Source organism: Streptomyces sp. CA-181903, from assembly GCF_050937075.1.
Classification (GTDB): domain Bacteria; phylum Actinomycetota; class Actinomycetes; order Streptomycetales; family Streptomycetaceae; genus Streptomyces.
The window spans coordinates 7370179-7389770 of the sequence record NZ_JBNJLY010000001.1; the positions used below are offsets into that span (position 1 = coordinate 7370179).

2 protein-coding genes and 2 pseudogenes are annotated in these 19592 nt (G+C 74.9%); all 4 read left to right on the plus strand.

The genetic code is table 11. The features are described from left to right. Positions 1–88: 88 nt before the first annotated feature. The gene (locus tag ACQEVS_RS32610; RefSeq protein WP_433027016.1) at positions 89–5701 is read left to right on the plus strand and encodes an SDR family NAD(P)-dependent oxidoreductase; all 5613 of its coding nucleotides are present in this window, start codon (positions 89–91) and stop codon (positions 5699–5701) included. 146 nt (positions 5702–5847) lie between these two features. Continuing rightward, positions 5848–10232, plus strand: a pseudogene (locus ACQEVS_RS32615) (type I polyketide synthase); the annotation flags it as partial. Between the two features lie 63 nt (positions 10233–10295). After that, the gene (locus ACQEVS_RS32620) at positions 10296–11066 is read left to right on the plus strand and encodes a beta-ketoacyl reductase (protein WP_433028154.1); all 771 of its coding nucleotides are present in this window, start codon (positions 10296–10298) and stop codon (positions 11064–11066) included. 94 nt (positions 11067–11160) lie between these two features. Further along, positions 11161–19526: pseudogene (locus ACQEVS_RS32625) on the plus strand (SDR family NAD(P)-dependent oxidoreductase); the annotation flags it as partial. Positions 19527–19592 lie beyond the last annotated feature (66 nt).

Sequence of the window (19592 nt, forward strand, 5' to 3'; positions counted from 1 at the left end):
CGGGAACCACCGGGCCCGGCCCGGGCGGTGCGGGCGGCGACCAATCAGCACGGGTACCGGGCGCGTTCCGGGTTCAGGGGGTTCTTGGGTGGAAGGCGAGAAGAAACTTCTCGATTACCTCAAGCGGGCGACGGCCGACCTTCGGGAGGCCCGCCGCCGGCTGCGCGAAGCCGAGCGCAGGGAGCACGAACCCATCGCCGTCATCGGGATGAGCTGCCGCTACCCGGGCGGCGTCACCTCCCCCGAGGAGCTCTGGCGGCTGCTGGACGAGGGCCGCGACGGCATCACCCCGTTCCCCGAGGACCGCGGCTGGGACACCGACGCCCTCTACGACCCCGACCCCGAGCGGCCCGGCACCACCTACGTCCGCGAAGGCGGATTCCTGCACGACGCCGCCGACTTCGACGCCGACTTCTTCGGCATCGGCCCGCGCGAGGCCCTGGCCATGGACCCCCAGCAGCGGCTGCTCCTCGAAGCGTCCTGGGAAGCCCTCGAACGCGCCGGCCTCGACCCCCACGCCCTGCGCGGCAGCAGGACCGGCGTCTTCGCCGGAGTGATGTACCACGACTACGCCGCCCGCCTCACCCACGTCCCCGACGAGGTCGACGGGTACGTCGGCAACGGCAACTCGGGCAGCGTCGTCTCCGGCCGCGTCTCCTACAGCCTCGGCCTGGAAGGCCCGGCGGTCACCGTGGACACCGCCTGCTCCTCCTCCCTCGTCGCCCTGCACTGGGCCGTCCGCGCGCTGCGCGCCGGCGAGTGCTCGCTGGCCCTGGCCGGCGGCGTCACCGTGATGGCGGCGCCCGACACCTTCACCGAGTTCAGCCGCCAGCGCGGCCTGGCGGCCGACGGCCGCTGCAAGGCGTTCGCCGAGGCGGCCGACGGCACGGGCTGGGGCGAGGGCGTCGGCGTACTGGTCGTCGAGCGGCTGTCGGACGCGCTGCGCAACGGGCACAAGGTGCTGGCGGTGGTGCGGGGTTCGGCGGTCAACCAGGACGGCGCCAGCAGCAGCCTGACGGCCCCCAACGGCCCCTCCCAGCAACGCGTCATCCGCCAGGCCCTGACCGAGGCCGGTCTGCGGCCGTCCGAGGTGGACGCGGTGGAGGCCCATGGCACGGGGACGACGCTCGGTGACCCGATCGAGGCGCAGGCGTTGCTGGCGACGTATGGGCAGGAGCGGCTGGACGGACGGCCGTTGTGGCTGGGGTCGGTGAAGTCGAATCTGGGGCATACGCAGGCGGCTGCGGGTGTGGCGGGCATCATCAAGATGGTGATGGCGATGCGGCATGGTGTGCTGCCGAGGACGCTGCATGTGGATGCGCCGTCGTCGAAGGTGGACTGGTCGGCGGGTGCGGTGGAGCTCCTCACCGAGGCCCGGGCGTGGGAGAGCGACCGGCCGCGCCGGGCAGGTGTCTCCTCGTTCGGTATCAGTGGTACCAACGCCCACGTCATCCTCGAAGAAGCCCCGCCCGTCGAGGCGCAGGAGGAGGCAGTGGCGCCGGAGTCGGCCGGGCCGGCTCTGCCGTGGCTGCTCAGCGCCCGTTCCGCCGACGCACTCAAGGCCCAGGCGGCGCGCATGCTGAGCGTGCTGGAGCGTGAGGATGCTCCGGGGTTGGGGGAGGTGGCGGTGGCGCTGGCGACGACGCGGGCGCAGCTGGAACACCGTGCGGTCCTCACCGGCACCAACCGCGCCGACCTCACCGCCGCCCTCGCCGCACTCGCGGCCGGACAGGACGCGCCGGGTCTGATACGCGGCACCGCTGCGGAAGGGCGGCTGGCGTTCCTGTTCACCGGGCAGGGTGCGCAGCGGGTCGGGATGGGCCGGGAGCTGTACGAGAGCTTCCCGGTGTTCGCCCAGGCGTTGGACGAGGTGTGCGCGCATCTCGACGCTCACCTTGAACGGCCGCTCAAGGACGTCCTCTTCGGCGAGGACGGGGAGGTGCTAAACCGTACGGAGTACGCGCAGCCGGCTCTCTTCGCCGTCGAGACGGCGTTGTTCCGGCTGGTGGAGTCGTGGGGTGTGCGGCCGGAGGTGCTGGCCGGGCACTCGATCGGGGAGATCGCGGCGGCGCATGTCGCCGGGGTGCTGTCCTTGGCGGATGCGTGTGCGCTGGTGGCGGCACGGGGCCGGCTGATGCAGGCCCTGCCCGACGGCGGCGTCATGGCCGCCCTCCAAGCCACCGAGGACGAGGCCCTCGCGCTGCTCGGCGAGGCGCAGGACGCAGCCGTCGCCGCCGTCAACGGCCCGCGCGCGGTCGTCATCTCCGGCGCTCGTGAAACCGTGATCGGGATCGTGGAGAAGCTGAAGGAAGAGGGCCGCAAGACCTCACTGCTGAAGGTCTCCCACGCCTTCCACTCGCCGCTCATGGAACCGATGCTGGAGGACTTCCGCACGGTCGTGGCGGGCTTGTCCTTCGCCGAGCCCCGGATCCCGATCGTCTCCACCGTCACCGGACAGATCGCCACCACCGAGGAACTGACTAGCGTCGACTACTGGGTGGAGCACGTCCGCCGCCCGGTCCGCTTCGCCGACGCCGTCGCCACCCTGACCGCCGACGGGGTGAGCGCGTTCCTGGAGATCGGCCCCGACGTCGTCCTGACCGCCATGGCGGCCGACCACACCACCGCCACCTGCCTCCCCCTCCAGCGCCGCAACCGCCCCGAAACCACCGAAGCCCTCACCACCCTCGCCCACCTCTGGACTCACGGCCACCCCATCACCTGGACACAACTCCACCCCACCAGCCGAACCGGACTCATCGACCTGCCCACCTACCCCTTCCAACGCCGCCGCTACTGGCTGGAGGACGGAGTGGGAGCCGGCGACCCGGAGGCTCTGGGCCAGGCGCCGGCGCGGCACCCGCTGCTGGGCGCGGCCGTCGCCGTGCCGGACACGGACACCGTCGTCCTGACCGGGCGGATCGGCACCCGTAGCCACCCCTGGCTGGCCGATCACACCATCCTGGGGACCACCCTGCTCCCCGGCACCGGCCTCCTCGAACTCGCGCTGCACGCGGGTGAGCAGGCCGGCACCCCGTACCTCGACGAACTGACGCTCCAGGCGCCGCTCGTCCTGCCCGGCGACCGGGCCGTCGACCTGCGGGTGACGGTGGGGCCGGCGGACGAGGCGGAGCGCCGTACCGTCACCGTCCATTCGCAGCCGGCGGGCTCTGCGGATCACGCGGAGTGGACGCTGCACGCCACCGGCGGGCTCGCCGCCGAGGAGCCCGCGGCCGGCGCCGGCGACGAGCTCGCCGCGTGGCCGCCCGCCGACGCCCACCCCATTCCGCTCGGCGCCGCCTACGAGCGGCTCGCCGACCAGGGGTACGACTACGGCCCTGTCTTCCAGGGCCTCCGGGCCGCCTGGCGGCAGGGCGACACCACCTACGCCGAGGTCACCCTCCCGCCGGAGGCGCAGCACGACGCCGCGTCCTTCCTGCTCCACCCCGCCCTCCTCGACTCGGCCCTGCACGCCAACCTCTTCCACGAGGCGGACGAGCAGGCCGGTGCGGAAGGGCCGCGGCTGCCGTTCGCGTGGAGCGGTGTCACGGTGCACGCGGCGGGGGCCGCCGCGCTGCGCGTCCGCGTGGCGTCGCACGGTCCGGACGAAGCGTCGGTGCTGGTGGCGGACGGGACCGGGGCGCCCGTGCTCACGATCCGGTCGCTCGCCGCGCGGGCCGTGGACGCCGACGCCGTGCGGCCGGCGGGGGAGGAGACGGAAGGTTCCGACGGCGCCGCCCTGTTGCGGCTGGTGTGGACGGAACGGACCGTTCCGCCGCTGCCGGGGGAGGAGGAGAAGGACGGCGGATGGGCCCTCGTCGGCACCGCTCCCGATCCGCTGCTCACCGCCGCTCTGGGCCCCGAGGCGCGCGTGTACGCAGACCTCGCCTCGCTCGCCGTCGCGCCCGGCGCCGTGCCCCGCACGGTGGTGCTGCCGTGCGGCGGCCCCGGGCCGGACGGCGGCGCCGACCTGCCTGACCGGGTGCGTACCACCGTCACCGGCGTCCTCGCGACCGTGCGGGAATGGCTGGCCGAACCGGCGTTCGCCGCCTCCCGGCTGGTCGTCCTCACCAGCGGCGCCGCCGGGCCCGACTCCGCGTCCGGTCCCGCCGTCGATCCGGTGTGCGCCCCTCTGTGGGGCCTGGTGCGCGCCGCGCAGGCCGAGCACCCCGGCAGGCTGCTGCTCCTCGACTGGGACGGCACCCCCGCCTCGGGACGCCGGCTGCCCGCAACCGCCGCCGCCACGGACGACGCCGAACTCGCCCTGCGCGCCGGCGCGGTGTGGGCCCCGCGACTCGTCCGGGAACGGCCCGCCGCCCCGTCCGCCGACGCCGTCCTCGGCGCCGGCTGGGATCCGGACGGTACCGTCCTGATCACCGGCGGAACCGGCGGCCTCGGCGCCGCCGTCGCCCGGCACCTGGTGGCCCGGTACGGTGCCCGCCGACTGCTCCTGGTCAGCCGGCGCGGTGAAGAGGCGCCGGGAGCGCGCGAGTTGTGCCGGGAACTGGGGGAGGCGGGCGCCGAGGCGCGGGTGGCGGCGTGTGACGTCGCGGACCGCTCCGCGCTGGAGAAGCTGCTCGCCGACATCCCGGCCCGCCACCCGCTGAACGCCGTCGTCCACACGGCCGGACTGGCCGAGAACGGCCTGATCGAAACGCAGACGGCGCATCACGTCGACACGGCGCTGCGTCCCAAAGCGGACGCCGCCTGGCACCTCCACGAGCTGACGGCCCATCAACCCCTGTCCGCCTTCGTGCTGTTCTCGTCCACCGCCGGCCTCTTCGTCGGCGCCGGACAGGCCGGTTACGCCGCCGCCAACGTGTTCCTCGACGCCCTCGCCCGCCACCGCGCGGAACAGGGCCTGCCCGCCCTCTCCCTCGCCTGGGGCCTGTGGGGCGGCGGACAGGGCATGGGTGGCCAGTTGGCCGACACGGACGTCGAGCGGCTGCGCCGCATGGGCATGCGACCGCTGCCGACCGCCCGGGCACTCGACCTGTTCGACGCGGCCCTGGCGGCGGACGGCCCGGTGCTGGTGCCCGTCGGCCTGGAGACCGCCGTCCTGAACGCCCGGGGCGCGACGGTGCCCGCCCTGCTGCGCACCCTCGTCCGTACCCCGCCGCGCCGCGCCGCACGGCCGGCGGCCGGGGCCCCGTCGACCGGGGCCGGCGCCGACGCGCTCGCCCACCGGCTCGCCGGCCTTCCGGAGCCCGAGCGCGACCTCGTCCTGCTCGACCTGGTCCGCAGCAACACGGCCGCCGTCCTCGGTCACGGCAGCGGTGAACTCGTCGATCCCGAACGGGCGTTCAAGGACGTCGGTTTCGACTCGATGGCGGCCGTCGACCTGCGCAACCTGCTGAACGCCGCCACCGGGCTGCGGCTCCCCGCCACCCTCGTCTTCGACTTCCCCACCCCTTCCGTCCTCGCCGCGCACCTCGCCGCCGAGCTGGTGCCCGACCAGGGGCCCGGACGTTCGCTGACCGACCGGATCGACGACCTGGAGGCCGCCCTGCTGGCCGCGGCCGGCGGCGACGGCGTCCCCGACCGGGAGCACGCCGACGTCGCGGCCCGGCTGGACTCGCTGCTGCGCCGGTGGCGGGACGAGCGCGGCGAGGAGCCGCGCGCCGACGCCCACACGGCGTTCGAGTCCGCCACCGACGACGAGCTGTTCGCCGCGCTGGACGGCGAGCTCGGAACGCCGTAGCGCGCCCTCCGCCGCACCACCGTCCGGCGGCGCACCACCCGTGCCCCCGGGCGGTGCGCCGCCGACGAAACCGCACGCCCGCCGCCGCCCGGCGGCCCACCACCCCGACGCCCCGGAAACACCGTCCGAGATTGGCTCACACTTCGATGGCGAACGACCAGAAACTGCGCGACTACCTTCGGCGCGCGACGGCCGACCTCCACGAGACCCGGCGCCGGCTGCGCGAGGTCGAGGACGGCCGGCACGAGCCGATCGCGATCGTGGGCATGGGCTGCCGCTACCCGGGCGGCGTCGCCGGCCCCGACGACCTGTGGCGGGTGGTGGACACGGGCGCCGACGTCGTCGGGCGGTTCCCCACCGACCGCGGCTGGGACATGGACACGCTGTACGACCCGGCACCCGGCCGGCCCGGGCGCAGCTATGTGCGCGAGGGCGGATTCCTGTACGACGCCGCCGACTTCGACCCGGTGTTCTTCGGGCTCAGCCCCCGGGAGGCGCCCGAGACCGACCCCCAGCAGCGGCTGCTGCTGGAGATCGCCTGGGAGGCGTTCGAGCGGGCCGGGATCGACCCCGGAACCCTCAAGGGCAGCCGCACCGGCGTGTTCGCCGGCCTGATGTACCACGACTATGCGGGCGGCAGCACGGCCGGCAGCCTGGTGTCCGGCCGCGTCGCCTACACCTTCGGCTTCGAGGGCCCGGCGCTCACGGTGGACACCGCGTGCTCGTCGTCGCTGGTGGCGCTGCACCTGGCCGCGCAGTCCCTGCGCAACGGCGAGTGCTCGCTCGCCCTGGCCGGCGGCGTCACCGTGATGGCCGGGCCGGAGATGTTCGTCGAGTTCAGCCGGCAGCGCGGCCTCGCCAAGGACGGCCGCTGCAAGTCCTTCGCGGGCGCGGCGGACGGCGCCGGCTGGTCGGAGGGCGCCGGGGTGCTGCTGGTGGAACGGCTGTCCGACGCGCGGCGCAACGGCCACCCGGTCCTCGCCGTCGTCCGGGGTTCGGCGGTCAACCAGGACGGCGCCAGCAACGGACTGACCGCACCCAACGGACCCGCGCAGCAGCGCGTCATCCGCCAGGCCCTCGACAACGCCGGCCTCACCCCCGCCGACGTCCAGGCCGTCGAGGCGCACGGCACCGGCACCGTCCTCGGCGACCCCATCGAGGCCCAGGCGCTCCTCGCCACCTACGGCCGCAACCGCCCCGACGACGAGCCCCTGTGGCTCGGCTCGATCAAGTCCAACATGGGGCACGCCCAGGCCGCCGCCGGCGTCGGCGGCATCATCAAGATGGTCGAGGCGATCCGGCACCGGACACTGCCCCGCACCCTGCACGTGGACGAGCCGACGCCCAAGGTCGACTGGTCGGCCGGGAGCGTCCGCCTGCTGACCGAGCCGGTGGAGTGGCACGGCGACACCCCGCGCCGCGCCGGCGTCTCCTCCTTCGGCCTCAGCGGCACCAACGCCCACGTCATCATCGAGGAGGCGCCGGCCGTCGACGCCCCGGGGACCGCCGCGGCTCCGGCATCGCCCGTCGGCGTCCCGGAGACCGCCACCGCGGCCATGCCCGCCGAGGCCCCCGCCCGCCCGCTGCCCTGGCTGCTGTCGGCACGCGACGACCGGGCGCTGCGCGACGCGGCGGCCCGGCTGCGCACCCACCTCACCGCGCCCGATCCCCACGGCGGCCCGGCGGGCGCCGCGGACGTCGCCTTCTCCCTCGCCACCACCCGCGCCGTCTTCGACCACCGGGCCGCCGTCGTCGCCGACGACCGCGACGGGCTGCTGCGCCGCCTCGACGCACTGGCTGCCGGTGACGACACTCCCGGGCTGGTGCGCGGCACCCCGCGGGGTGCCGGCGTCCGTACGGCCTTCATGTTCACCGGCCAGGGCGCCCAACGAGTCGGAATGGCACAGGAGTTGTACGCGTCCGAACCCGCCTTCGCGGCGGCCCTCGACACCGTCTGCGACGCCCTCGACCGGCGGCTCGACACGCCGGTGCGGGAGACGATGTGGGCCCACGGCGACGGTGCCGACGCGGCCCGGGCCGAGCGGCTCGACCGCACGGGCCACGCCCAGGCCGCCCTCTTCGCCGGCGAAGTCGCCCTGTTCCGGCTGCTGGAGGAGTGGGGCGTCCGCCCCGACCTGCTGATCGGCCACTCCATCGGCGAGATCGCCGCCGCCCACGCCGCCGGCGTCTTCACCCTGGACGACGCGTGCACCCTGGTCGCCGCCCGGGCCCGGCTGATGGAGGCGCTGCCCCCGGGCGGCGCGATGGCCGCCGTCGAGGCGTCCGAGGACGACGTACGGCCGTTCCTCGGCGACCGGCTCGCGGTCGCCGCCGTCAACGGGCCGACGTCCGTGACCCTCTCCGGAGACGAGGACGCCGTCCTGGACGCCGCCGACCGGCTCCGCGAGCAGGGACACAAGACGACGCGGTTGCGCGTCAGCCACGCCTTCCACTCGCCCCGCATGGACCCCATGCTCGCGGACTTCCGGAAGGCCGTCGACGGCCTCCCGACGTCTCCGCCCCGCATCCCCCTCGTCTCCAACCTCACCGGAAAGCTGTGCGCGGACGGCGAGTTGGCGTCCGCCGAGTACTGGGTGCGGCACGTCCGCGAGACCGTCCGGTTCGCCGACGGCATCGCCACGCTCCGCGAGCACGGCGCCGGCACCTTCGTGGAACTGGGCCCCGGGACCACCCTCACCGCCCTCGCCCGCCGCTGCGTCACGGACGACACCGGCGCCGACGCCCCGGTCTTCGTCCCACTGCTCCGCGCCGACCGCCCCGAACCGCGGACCCTGACCACCGCGCTGGCCGAACTCCACGTACACGGCACCACCGTCGACTGGCCCGCGGTCGCCGTGAGTTGGGGCGGCCGACGGGTGGAGCTGCCCACCTACCCGTTCCAGCGGCAGCGCTACTGGTGGGAGGACGACGCCGCAAGTACCCCGCGCCCGGCCGCCCAGACCGGAGCCGACACCGCCTTTTGGGACGCGGTGCGCCGCACCGACACCGGCGCCCTCGCCGGAGCCCTGGGCGCCGGGACCGGCGCCGAGCGGGACGCCCTCGACACGGTGCTGCCCCTGCTCGCCACCTGGCACACCCGCCGGGTCACCGAGGAGACGGCCGACGCCTGGAGCTACCGCATCGACTGGCAGCCCCTCACCCCGCCTGCCCCCGACGCGGCCTCGGTCTCCGGCACCTGGCTCGTCGTCTCCCCGGACGGCCCGGCCGCCCGGCCGTGGACCGAACGGCTCGACGCGGCCCTGACCGGCCACGGCGCCGACGTCCGGCACATCGGCCCGGACGCGGCCGACGCGGCCGGACCGTCCGCCGCGGCCCTCGCCGACCGGCTGCGGTCCGCGCTCGACGGAGCCGGCTCCGTACGCGGCGTCGTCTCCCTCCTCGCACTCGACGAGCGCGACGCCACCGGCGGCGGCCTGAACGCCACGGTCGTTTTGGCCCAGGCCCTGGGCGAGGCGGCCGTCGACGCCCCCCTGTGGTGCGTGACCAGCGGCGCCGTCGCGGTCGGCGGAGCCGAGGAACTGCCGCACCCGGAGCAGGCGTTGGTGTGGGGCCTCGGCCGGGTCGCCGCCCTGGAGCAGCCCCGCCGCTGGGGCGGGCTCGTCGACGTCCCGCCGGCACCCGACGACCGCGCCGCCGACCGGCTCACCGCCGTCCTGGCGGGCGCGCCCGCCGCCCCGGACACCGCGACGGAGGACCAGGTCGCCGTCCGCGCCTCGGGAACCTACGGCCGCCGCCTCGTCCGGGTACCGGCCGACACGGGGCTCGGTACGACGGCCGGTGCCACGGCCGGTGGCAGTACGCCGGACGGCACTCCGAGCAGCGGCACCGCGGCAGGTGGCACCACGGCCACGGACGGGAACGCGACGCCCCTCACCGCAGGGCTTGTCACCAGCACCGCGGCAACCGACCCCGCAGCCGGCGGAACCGGTGCGGGTGCCGTGAACGGGGACACCACCCCCCGCCCCTGGCCCCCGCGGGCACCGTCCTCATCACCGGCGGCACCGGCGCGCTCGGCGCGCACGTCGCCCGTTCGCTCGCCCGGGACGGCGCCGAACACCTCGTCCTGACCAGCCGCCGCGGCCCGGACGCCCCGGGCGCCGCCGACCTCGCGGCCGAACTCACCGCACTGGGCGCCCGGGTCACCGTGGCCGCCTGCGACGCCGCCGACCGCACGGCCCTCGCCGGGCTCCTCGACGGGCTCCCGGAGGACCGGCCGCTGACCGCGGTCGTGCACACCGCCGGCGTCCTGGACGACGGCGTCCTGGACTCCCTGACCCCCGACCGGCTCGCCGGCGTCCTGCGCCCCAAGGTGACGGCCGCCCGCAACCTCCACGAGCTCACCCGGGACCGCGACCTGACGGCGTTCGTCACCTTCTCCTCGATCGCCGGCCTGCTCGGCAGCGCGGGGCAGGGCGCCTACGCCGCGGCCAACGCCTACCTGGACGCCCTGGCCGAGCACCGCAGGGCCCTCGGCCTCTCCGCCACCTCCGTCGCCTGGGGCCCGTGGGACGGCGGCGGAATGGCCGGTGAGGAGGCGTCCCAGGACCGTTCCTGGTGGCGCGGCCTGGCCCCGATGGACGCCGACGTGTGCCTGACCGCCCTCCGGCGGGCCCTGGACCGCCCGACGGCCTGCGTCGGTGTCTTCGACGCCGACTGGCCCCTGCTCGCGCCGTCGTTCACCGCGACCCGCCCCAGCCCGCTGCTGTCCGCGCTGCCCGAGGTGCGGGCCGCCGCCACCGCACCCGCCGGCGACCCGGCGGCGGCCGCCGAGGCCCCGTCGGACCTGGTCGGCCGGCTCACGGCGCTCCCGGAGAGCGAGCAGCGCCGTGAGGTGCTGAACCTCGTCCGCGCCCAGGTGGCGCTCGTCCTCGCCTACGAGAACAGCGCCGCCGTGCAGTCCGGCCGGGCCTTCAACGAACTCGGCTTCGACTCGCTCACCGCCGTCGAGTTCCGCAACCGGCTGAGCACCGTCACCGGCCTGACCCTGCCGGCCACCCTCCTCTTCGACTACGCCAACCCCGACGCCCTCGCCGCGCACCTGCACGGCGAACTGTGCGCGGGCGGCGCGGCACCCGCCGTACCGGTCCTCGCCGAGCTCGAACGCATCGAGTCCGTGGCGGACTCCCTCTCGGCGGAGGAGATCGAACGCACCCGGATCGGCCACCGGCTCCGGGAACTCGCCGACCGCCTCACCGCCCGGCTCACCGAGCAGGACGGCGCGAGCGGCACAGCCGGCGCGGCAGGCGCGGCACCGGCGGACGGACCGTCCGTCGCCGACCGCCTCGACTCCGCGACGGCCGAGGACGTCTTCGACTTCCTCGACAAGGAACTCGGGCTCTCCTGACCCGTCGACCCGTCCCCGTCCCCCTACCTTCCACCCCACTTCCCGACCCTCCCGCACACGCAGTCCACGGGAAACGAGACACGGCGAGGCCCTGATGGCGAACGTGAACGAAGCGAAGCTGCTCGACTACCTCAAGCGGACCACCGCGGACCTGCATGCGACCAAGCAGCGGCTCCGGGACATCGAGAACGCCGGACAGGAGCCCGTCGCCATCGTCGCGATGAGCTGCCGCCTCCCCGGCGGCGTGCGCTCACCCGAGGACCTGTGGCGGCTCGTCGCCGACGGCGCCGACGCCATCGGCGGCTTCCCCGAGGACCGCGGCTGGGACACCGGGGACGCCCCCGACGCGCCGGCCGCCGGGACCGGCGAGGACGGCGACGGAACGGACTACCCGCGCAAGGGCGGCTTCCTCTACGACGCGGCCGAGTTCGACCCCGCGTTCTTCGGCATCTCCCCGCGCGAGGCCCTCGCCATGGACCCGCAGCAGCGGCTGCTGCTGGAGACCGCCTGGGAGGCGTTCGAACGCGGCGGCATCGCCCCCGACACCCTGCGCGGGGAGCGCGTCGGCGTCTTCGTCGGCACCAACGGCCAGACGTACTTCGACCTGAAGCTGCCGGAGGAGTCCGAGGCGTACATGGCCACGGGCAGCAACGCGGCCGTCCTGTCCGGCCGCATCTCCTACGTCCTGGGCCTGGAGGGCCCGGCGGTGACGGTCGACACCGCCTGCTCGTCCTCCCTGGTGGCGCTGCACCTCGCCGTGCAGGCGCTGCGCAAGGGCGAGTGCACCCTCGCCCTCGCCGGCGGCGCGACCGTCATGGCCACACCCGGCCCCTTCGTCGCCTTCAGCCGCCAGCGCGGCCTGGCCGCCGACGGCCGCTGCAAGGCGTTCTCCGAGGCGGCGGACGGCACCGGCTGGTCCGAGGGCGTCGGCGTACTGCTCGTGGAGCGGCTGTCGGACGCGCGCCGCAACGGCCACCGCGTCCTCGCGGTCGTCCGCGGCTCGGCCGTCAACCAGGACGGCGCCAGCAACGGCCTCACCGCCCCCAACGGCCCGTCGCAGCAGCGCGTCATCTGGGACGCCCTGGCCAACGCCCGCCTCTCCTCCGACCAGGTCGACGCGGTCGAGGCCCACGGCACGGGCACCAAGCTCGGCGACCCGATCGAGGCACAGGCACTCCTCGCGACGTACGGCCGCGACCGCGCCCCCGAACGGCCCCTGTGGCTCGGGTCGGTGAAGTCCAACCTCGGGCACACCCAGGCGGCGGCGGGCGTCGCCGGCATCATCAAGATGGTCATGGCGATGCGCAACGGCGTCCTGCCGAGGACGCTGCACGTCGACGCGCCGTCGACCAAGGTCGACTGGTCGGCCGGACTGGTACGGCTGCTGACCGAGGACGTGCGGTGGGACGGCGCCGCGCCGCGCCGGGCCGGCGTCTCCTCGTTCGGCATCAGCGGCACCAACGCCCACATCATCCTCGAAGAGGCCCCGGCCGCCGACCCCGCCGAGCAGCCGGACCCCCGGCCCACGACGACGCCCGCGGCCCGGTCCTCTGGCCGGTGTCCGGCGCCACCCCCGAGGCCCTGCGCGCCCAGGCGGCGGGGCTCCTCGACGCCCTGGAGCGCGAGGACGCCCCGGAGGCGCGGGACGTGGCGGCGACACTGGCGACGGCACGGGCGCAGCTGGAACACCGCGCGGTCCTCACCGGCACCGACCGCGCCGACCTGACCGCCGGGCTCGCCGCGCTGGCGGCCGGGCAGGACGCGCCGGGTCTGGTGCGCGGGACGGCGAGCGAGGGCCGGTTGGCGTTCCTGTTCACGGGGCAGGGTGCGCAGCGGGTGGGGATGGGCCGGGAGTTGTACGAGAGGTTCCCGGTGTTCGCGCGGGTGTTGGACGAGGTGTGCGGGCATTTCGACGCACACCTTGAACGGCCGCTCAAGGACGTCCTGTTCGGCGAGGACGGGGAGGTGCTGAACCGTACGGAGTACGCGCAGCCCGCCCTGTTCGCCGTCGAGACGGCGCTGTTCCGGCTGGTGGAGTCGTGGGGTGTGCGGCCGGAGGCGCTGGCGGGGCACTCGATCGGGGAGATCGCGGCGGCCCACATCGCCGGGGTGCTGTCCTTGGCGGACGCGTGCACGCTGGTGGCGGCGCGGGGCCGGCTGATGCAGGCCCTGCCCGAGGGCGGTGTCATGGCTGCCCTCCAGTGCACTGAAGAGGAAGCTCTCGCGCTGCTGGGCGAGGCGCAGGACGCTTCCGTCGCCGCGGTCAACGGTCCGCGCGCGGTCGTGGTCTCCGGCGCTCGTGAAACCGTGACCGGGATCGTGGAGAAGCTGCGGAAGCAGGGTCGCAAGACCTCGCTGCTGAAGGTCTCGCACGCCTTCCACTCGCCGCTCATGGAACCGATGCTGGAGGACTTCCGCACGGTCGTTGCGGGCTTGTCCTTCGCCGAGCCCCGGATCCCGATCGTCTCCACCGTCACCGGACAGACCGCCACTGCTGAGGAGTTGACCAGCGTCGACTACTGGGTGGAGCACGTGCGCCACCCGGTCCGCTTCGCCGACGCCGTCGCCACCCTGACCGCCGACGGGGTGAGCGCGTTTCTGGAGATCGGACCCGACGCCGTCCTGACCGCCATGGCGGCCGACCACACCACCGCCACCTGCGTCCCCCTCCAGCGTCGCAACCGCCCGGAAGCCACCGAAACGCTCACCGCCCTCGCCCGGCTGTGGGTCCAGGGCCACCGCGTCGACTGGACGGCGCTCCACCCCGCGGGCCCGGCCGGGCTCGTGGACCTGCCCACCTACCCCTTCCAGCGCGAGCACTACTGGATCAAGACCACGTCGGCCGTGGGCAACGTCGCCTCGATCGGCCTCGACGCGGCCGACCACCCGCTGCTGGGCGCCGCCATGATGCTCGCCGACTCCGACGGCGCGCTGTTCACCGGCCGCCTCTCCGTCGGCGGCCACGCCTGGCTCGCCGATCGCGCCGCCGCCGGCTCCGTCGTGTTCCCCGAGACCGGCTTCGTGGAGCTGGCCATCCGTGCGGGCGATCAGGTCGGCTGCGGCGTGCTCGACGAACTGACGCTGGAGACGCCGCTGGTCCTGCCGGCACGTGGCGGTGTGCAGGTGCAGGTGGCCGTGGGCGCGCCCGACGCGTCCGGCACGCGGACGGTGCGGGTGTTCTCGCGTGCCGAGGGCGCGGTGGGCGACGCGTCCTGGACGCGGCACGCCACGGGCCTGCTCGGCGCGGCGGCACGGGCCGGGACGGACGACGCGGGCCTCGCCGTATGGCCTCCGGCGGGAGCGGTACGGGTGCCGGTCGAGGACCTGTACGAGCGGTTCTCCGGGGCCGGCCTGGCGTACGGGCCCGCCTTCCGGGCGCTGCGCGCCGTCTGGCGCGACGGTGACACGCTGTACGCCGAGGTCGCACTGTCCGGGCAGGCCGCCAAGGACGCCGAGCGTTTCGGCCTGCACCCGGTGGCCCTGGACGCCGCCGTCCAGGCCCTCGCGCTGCCGGGCGCCGACGGGGACGGCGAACAGGCCCTGGAACTGCGGTGGAACGCGGAGTGGCACGGTGTGGCGCTGCACGCCACCGGCGCGTCCGCCCTCCGTGTGCGCCTCTCGCCGCTGGGTGCGGACAGCGTGTCCGTGCACATCGCCGACGCCGCCGGGGAGCCGGTCGCCTCGGTCGAGACCCTGACCGTCCGCCCCGCCCGGGCCGCCGAACTGGCCGACGGCGGCGAGACGGCGTACCCCGAGTCGCTGTACCGCGTGGACTGGGTGCCGGCGCCGGCTGTGGCGGCGATGCCCGAGTCGGCCGCCGTCGTCGTGAATTTCGAGGACTTGGCGGATGCGTCCGGGAAGCCGGACGTCGTGGTGCTGCGGGCGTTCGGCGGCGGGTCGCCGGATGTGGCCGGCGATGTGAGCGCGACCCTGGAGCGCGTACTGCTCGCCGTGCAGGAGTGGCTGGCGGGGGAGCGGTTCGCCGACTCGACGCTCGTCGTGGTGACCCGGGGTGCGGTGTCGGCGGACAGCGCCGAGGTCACGGACCTCGCGGGCGCCGCCGTGAGCGGTCTGGTGCGGTCGGCGCAGGCCGAGCACCCGGACCGGATCGTGCTGCTGGATCTGGACGGGGACGGTGCTGAGCTGCCGTCGGAGCTGCTGCACCGCGTCCTCGCCTCGCGCGAGCCGCAATTGGCGTTGCGCGAGGGCTCGTTGTACGTTCCGCGTCTGGTGCGTGCCGGTGTGCCCGCCGCTGTCGCCGAGACGCTGGGGTCGGTTGACGGCACGGTGTTGGTGACGGGTGGTTTGAGTGGTCTGGGTGCGGTGGTGGCCCGGTGGTTGGTGGTGGAGCGTGGGGTGCGGCGTTTGGTGCTGACGTCACGTCGTGGTGGTGAGACCGAGGGCGCTCAGGAGTTGGTGGCTTCGCTGCTGGAAGCGGGCGCGGTGTCGGTTGACGTGGCGGCCTGTGATGTGGCGGACCGTGAGGCGTTGGCTGGGGTGCTGGCGGCGATCGGTGAGGAGTTTCCGCTGTGTGCGGTGGTGCATGCGGCGGGTGTGCTGGATGACGGCTTGGTGGGCTCGCTGTCGGTGGAGCGGTTGGCCGGTGTGCTGCGTCCGAAGGTGCTCGGTGGCTGGAACCTGCATGAGCTGACGGCCGGGTTGTCGTTGGATGCGTTCGTGGTGTTCTCGTCGGCTGCGGGTGTACTGGGTGCGCCGGGGCAGGGCAACTACGCGGCGGCGAACGCTTTCCTGGACGCTCTGGTGGAGTCGCGGGTGGCCTCCGGCCTGCCGGGTGCCGCGATGGCCTGGGGTTTGTGGGGCGAGGTGGGCGGCATGGGCGGCGGCCTGTCGGAAGGCGACCGTGCTCGTATGGCCCGTGGTGGTGTGCTGCCGCTGGCGACGGACGAGGGGCTGCGGCTGCTCGGTGTCGGGGCACGCGCGGACGCGGCGCTGGTGCCGGTGCGTCTGGACGTGGAGGCGTTGCGGGCGCAAGGCCCGTCCCTCCCCACCCTCTACCACCACCTCACCGGCCGCCCGGCCCGTCGGCAGGTCACCGCGCGGTCCTCGGCCGCGAGCGTCGGCACGCTCGGCGAACGGCTCGCCTCGCTCCCCGAGCCGGAGCGGCACGAAGCCGTACTGGACCTGGTGCGCGGGCAGGTGGCCGCGGTGCTCGGACACGCGACCCCGGCGGCCATCGCGCCGGACCGGGCCTTCAGCGACCTGGGCTTCGACTCGCTCACCGCCGTTGAACTGCGCAACAGCCTCAACGCCACCACCGGCCTGCGGCTCCCGGCCACGCTCGTCTTCGACTACCCGACCGCCGGCGACCTCGCGGACCACCTGCTGTCCGAGGTGTCCGGCGAGGTGGCCGCGGCCACCGTCCTGCCGTCCACCGTCCTCCGCACCGACGACCCGATCGTCATCGTCGGCATGGCCTGCCGCTTCCCGGGCGGCATCGCGTCGCCCGAGGACCTGTGGCGCCTCGTCGCCGACGGCGGCGACGCGATCACCGACTTCCCGGAGAACCGCGGCTGGAACACCGACCGGCTCTACGACCCCACCGGGAACCGCCCGGACACCACCTACGTCAACCAGGGCGGCTTCCTGCACGACGCCGCCGACTTCGACGCCGACTTCTTCGGCATCAGCCCCAACGAGGCGCTGATCACCGACCCGCAGCAGCGGCTGCTGCTGGAGACGTCCTGGGAGGCCCTGGAACGGGCGGGCATCGACCCCGCCACTCTCAAGGGCAGCCCCACCGGCGTCTTCGCCGGCGTCGTCTACCACGACTACACCGGCAGCGCCAGCTCCGGCAGCATCGTCTCCGGCCGCATCGCCTACACCTACGGCCTGGAGGGCCCGGCGGTGACGGTCGACACGGCCTGCTCGTCCTCCCTCGTCGCCCTGCACCTGGCCGGCCAGGCGCTGCGCAACGGCGAGTGCGACCTCGCCCTCGCGGGCGGTGTGACGGTCATGGCGTCGCCCGCCGCCTTCGTCGAGTTCAGCCGCCAGCGCGGCCTCTCCCGCGACGGCCGCTGCAAGGCGTTCGCGGCCGGCGCCGACGGCACGGGCTGGGGCGAGGGCGTCGGCATCCTGGTCGTCGAGCGGCTCTCGGACGCCCTCCGCAACGGACACCGGGTGCTCGCCCACGTCCGCGGGTCCGCGGTCAACCAGGACGGCGCCAGCAACGGCCTCACCGCCCCCAACGGCCCCTCCCAGCAGCGCGTCATCCGCCAGGCGCTCGCCAACGCCGGACTGACGCCCGCCGACGTGGACGCCGTCGAGGCCCACGGCACCGGCACGGTCCTCGGCGACCCCATCGAGGCACAGGCCCTGCTCGCCACCTACGGCCAGGACCGTCCCGAGGACAGCCCGCTCTGGCTGGGATCGGTGAAGTCCAACATCGGGCACACCCAGGGCGCCGCCGGCGTCGCCGGGATCATCAAGATGGTCATGGCGATGCGCAACGGCGTCCTGCCCAGGACCCTGCACGTGGACGCGCCCTCGGCGCACATCGACTGGGCGGCCGGCGCCATGCGCCTGCTCACCGAAGAGGTCGCCTGGGACGCCGGCCGGCCGCGTCGTGCCGGTGTCTCCTCCTTCGGCATCAGCGGCACCAACGCCCACGTGATCATCGAGCAGGCGGAGCCCGTCGAGCAGGCGGAGCCCGTGGCACCGGCCCCGGCGGCCGCCGGGGCCCTCGTGCCGTGGCCGCTCTCCGGCCGCGACGAGGACGGCCTGCGCGCCCAGGCGGCCCGCCTCGCCGCGTACGTCGAGAAGCACGGCGAGGAACACGGCGAACCGCTGCGCCCCCAGGACGTCGGCTGGTCCCTGGCGACGACACGCGGCGCCCTCGACCGGCGCGCGACCGTCCTCGGCACCGACACCACCGAACTGCTGGCCGGCCTACGCGCCTTGGCGGACGGCGGCACCGCGCCCGAACCCGTCCGGACCGGCGGGAAGACCGCGTTCCTGTTCACCGGGCAGGGCGCGCAGCGCGCCGGCATGGGACGCGAGCTGTACGCGGCGTACCCCGCCTTCGCCCGCGCGCTGGACGAGGTCTGCGAGCAGCTCGACGGGCTGCTGCCCCGCCCCCTGAAGGACGTGCTCTTCGCAGCCGAAGGGACGGACGAAGGGACGGCCGAAGGGACGAGCGCGGGAACGGCCGAGGGGACGGCCGACGGAGCGGCCGAAGCGAACCCGCTGGACCGCACCGAATACGCCCAGCCCGCGCTGTTCGCGATCGAAGTGGCCCTCTACCGCCTCCTGGAGACCTGGGGCGTGCGCCCGGACGTGGTGATGGGCCACTCCATCGGGGAGATCGCCGCCGCGCACGCCGCCGGGGTGCTCACCCTCGCCGACGCCTGCCGACTGGTCGCCGCCCGCGGCCGGTTGATGCAGGCGCTCCCGGCCGGCGGCGCCATGATCGCGGTCGAGGCCACGGAGGACGAGGTCCTGCCGCTGCTCGCGGAGGCCGACCGGACCGGCCTGGCCGCCGTCAACGGCCCCCGGTCCGTCGTCCTCTCCGGCCCCGAGGCCGAAGTGGAGCGCATCGCGGAGCGACTGCGCGGCCAGGGGCGCAAGACGTCCCGGCTCAAGGTGTCGCACGCCTTCCACTCGCCGCTGATGGAACCGATGCTGGACGACTTCCGGCAGGTCCTGGAGCAGCTGACCTTCGCCGAGCCCCGCCTGACGGTCGTCTCCAACGTCACCGGCGACGTGGCCGGCCCGCAGGAGCTGTGCTCCGCCGACTACTGGCTGCGGCACGTCAGCGAGGCCGTGCGCTTCGACGCCGGCGTCCGCTGCGCGGCCGACCGCGGGGCGACGCGCTTCGTCGAGATCGGCCCCGACGGCATCCTGACCGGCCTCGCGCAGACGAGCCTCGCGGCGGACGACGCGGAGCGGGCGGACCGCGCGGTGTGCTGCGTGCCGCTGCTGCGCAAGGGACGGCCCGAGGCACGGTCGCTGCTGACCGGTCTCGGCCGGCTGTACGCGGCCGGCGGTGACGTCGACTGGTCCGCCCTGTTCGAGGGCAGTGACGCCCGGCGCGTCGATCTCCCCACCTACGCCTTCCAGCGCCGCCGCTTCTGGTCCCAGGCCCCGGCCGACCAAGGCGACCCGGCCGCCATCGGCCTCGGCGCCACCGACCACCCGCTGCTCGGCGCGGCCGTCGCCCTCGCCGACTCGGCGGGCTTCCTCTTCACCGGCCGCCTCTCCGTCCACACCCACCCCTGGCTGGCCGACCACGTCGTCGGCGGCTCCGTCTTCTTCCCCGGCACCGGCTTCGTGGAACTGGCCATCCGTGCGGGCGATCAGGTCGGCTGCGCGGTCCTGGAGGACCTGACGCTGGAGGCGCCGCTGGTCTTGCCGGCGCGCGGCGGCGTGCAGGTGCAGGTGGTGGTGGGCGCGCCCGAGAGCACGGGGGGCCGCTCGGTACGCGTGTACTCCCGTGGGGAGGACGGGGCCGGCGACGGTGTGTGGGTGCGGCACGCGAGCGGTGTCCTGGGTGCGGTGAGCCGTGGTGAG

Coding starts and splice junctions, on each gene's coding strand:
- ACQEVS_RS32620 (WP_433028154.1), top strand. CDS start 10,296: ATGGACGCCGACGTGTGCCTGACCGCCCTCCGGCGGGCCCTGGACCGC.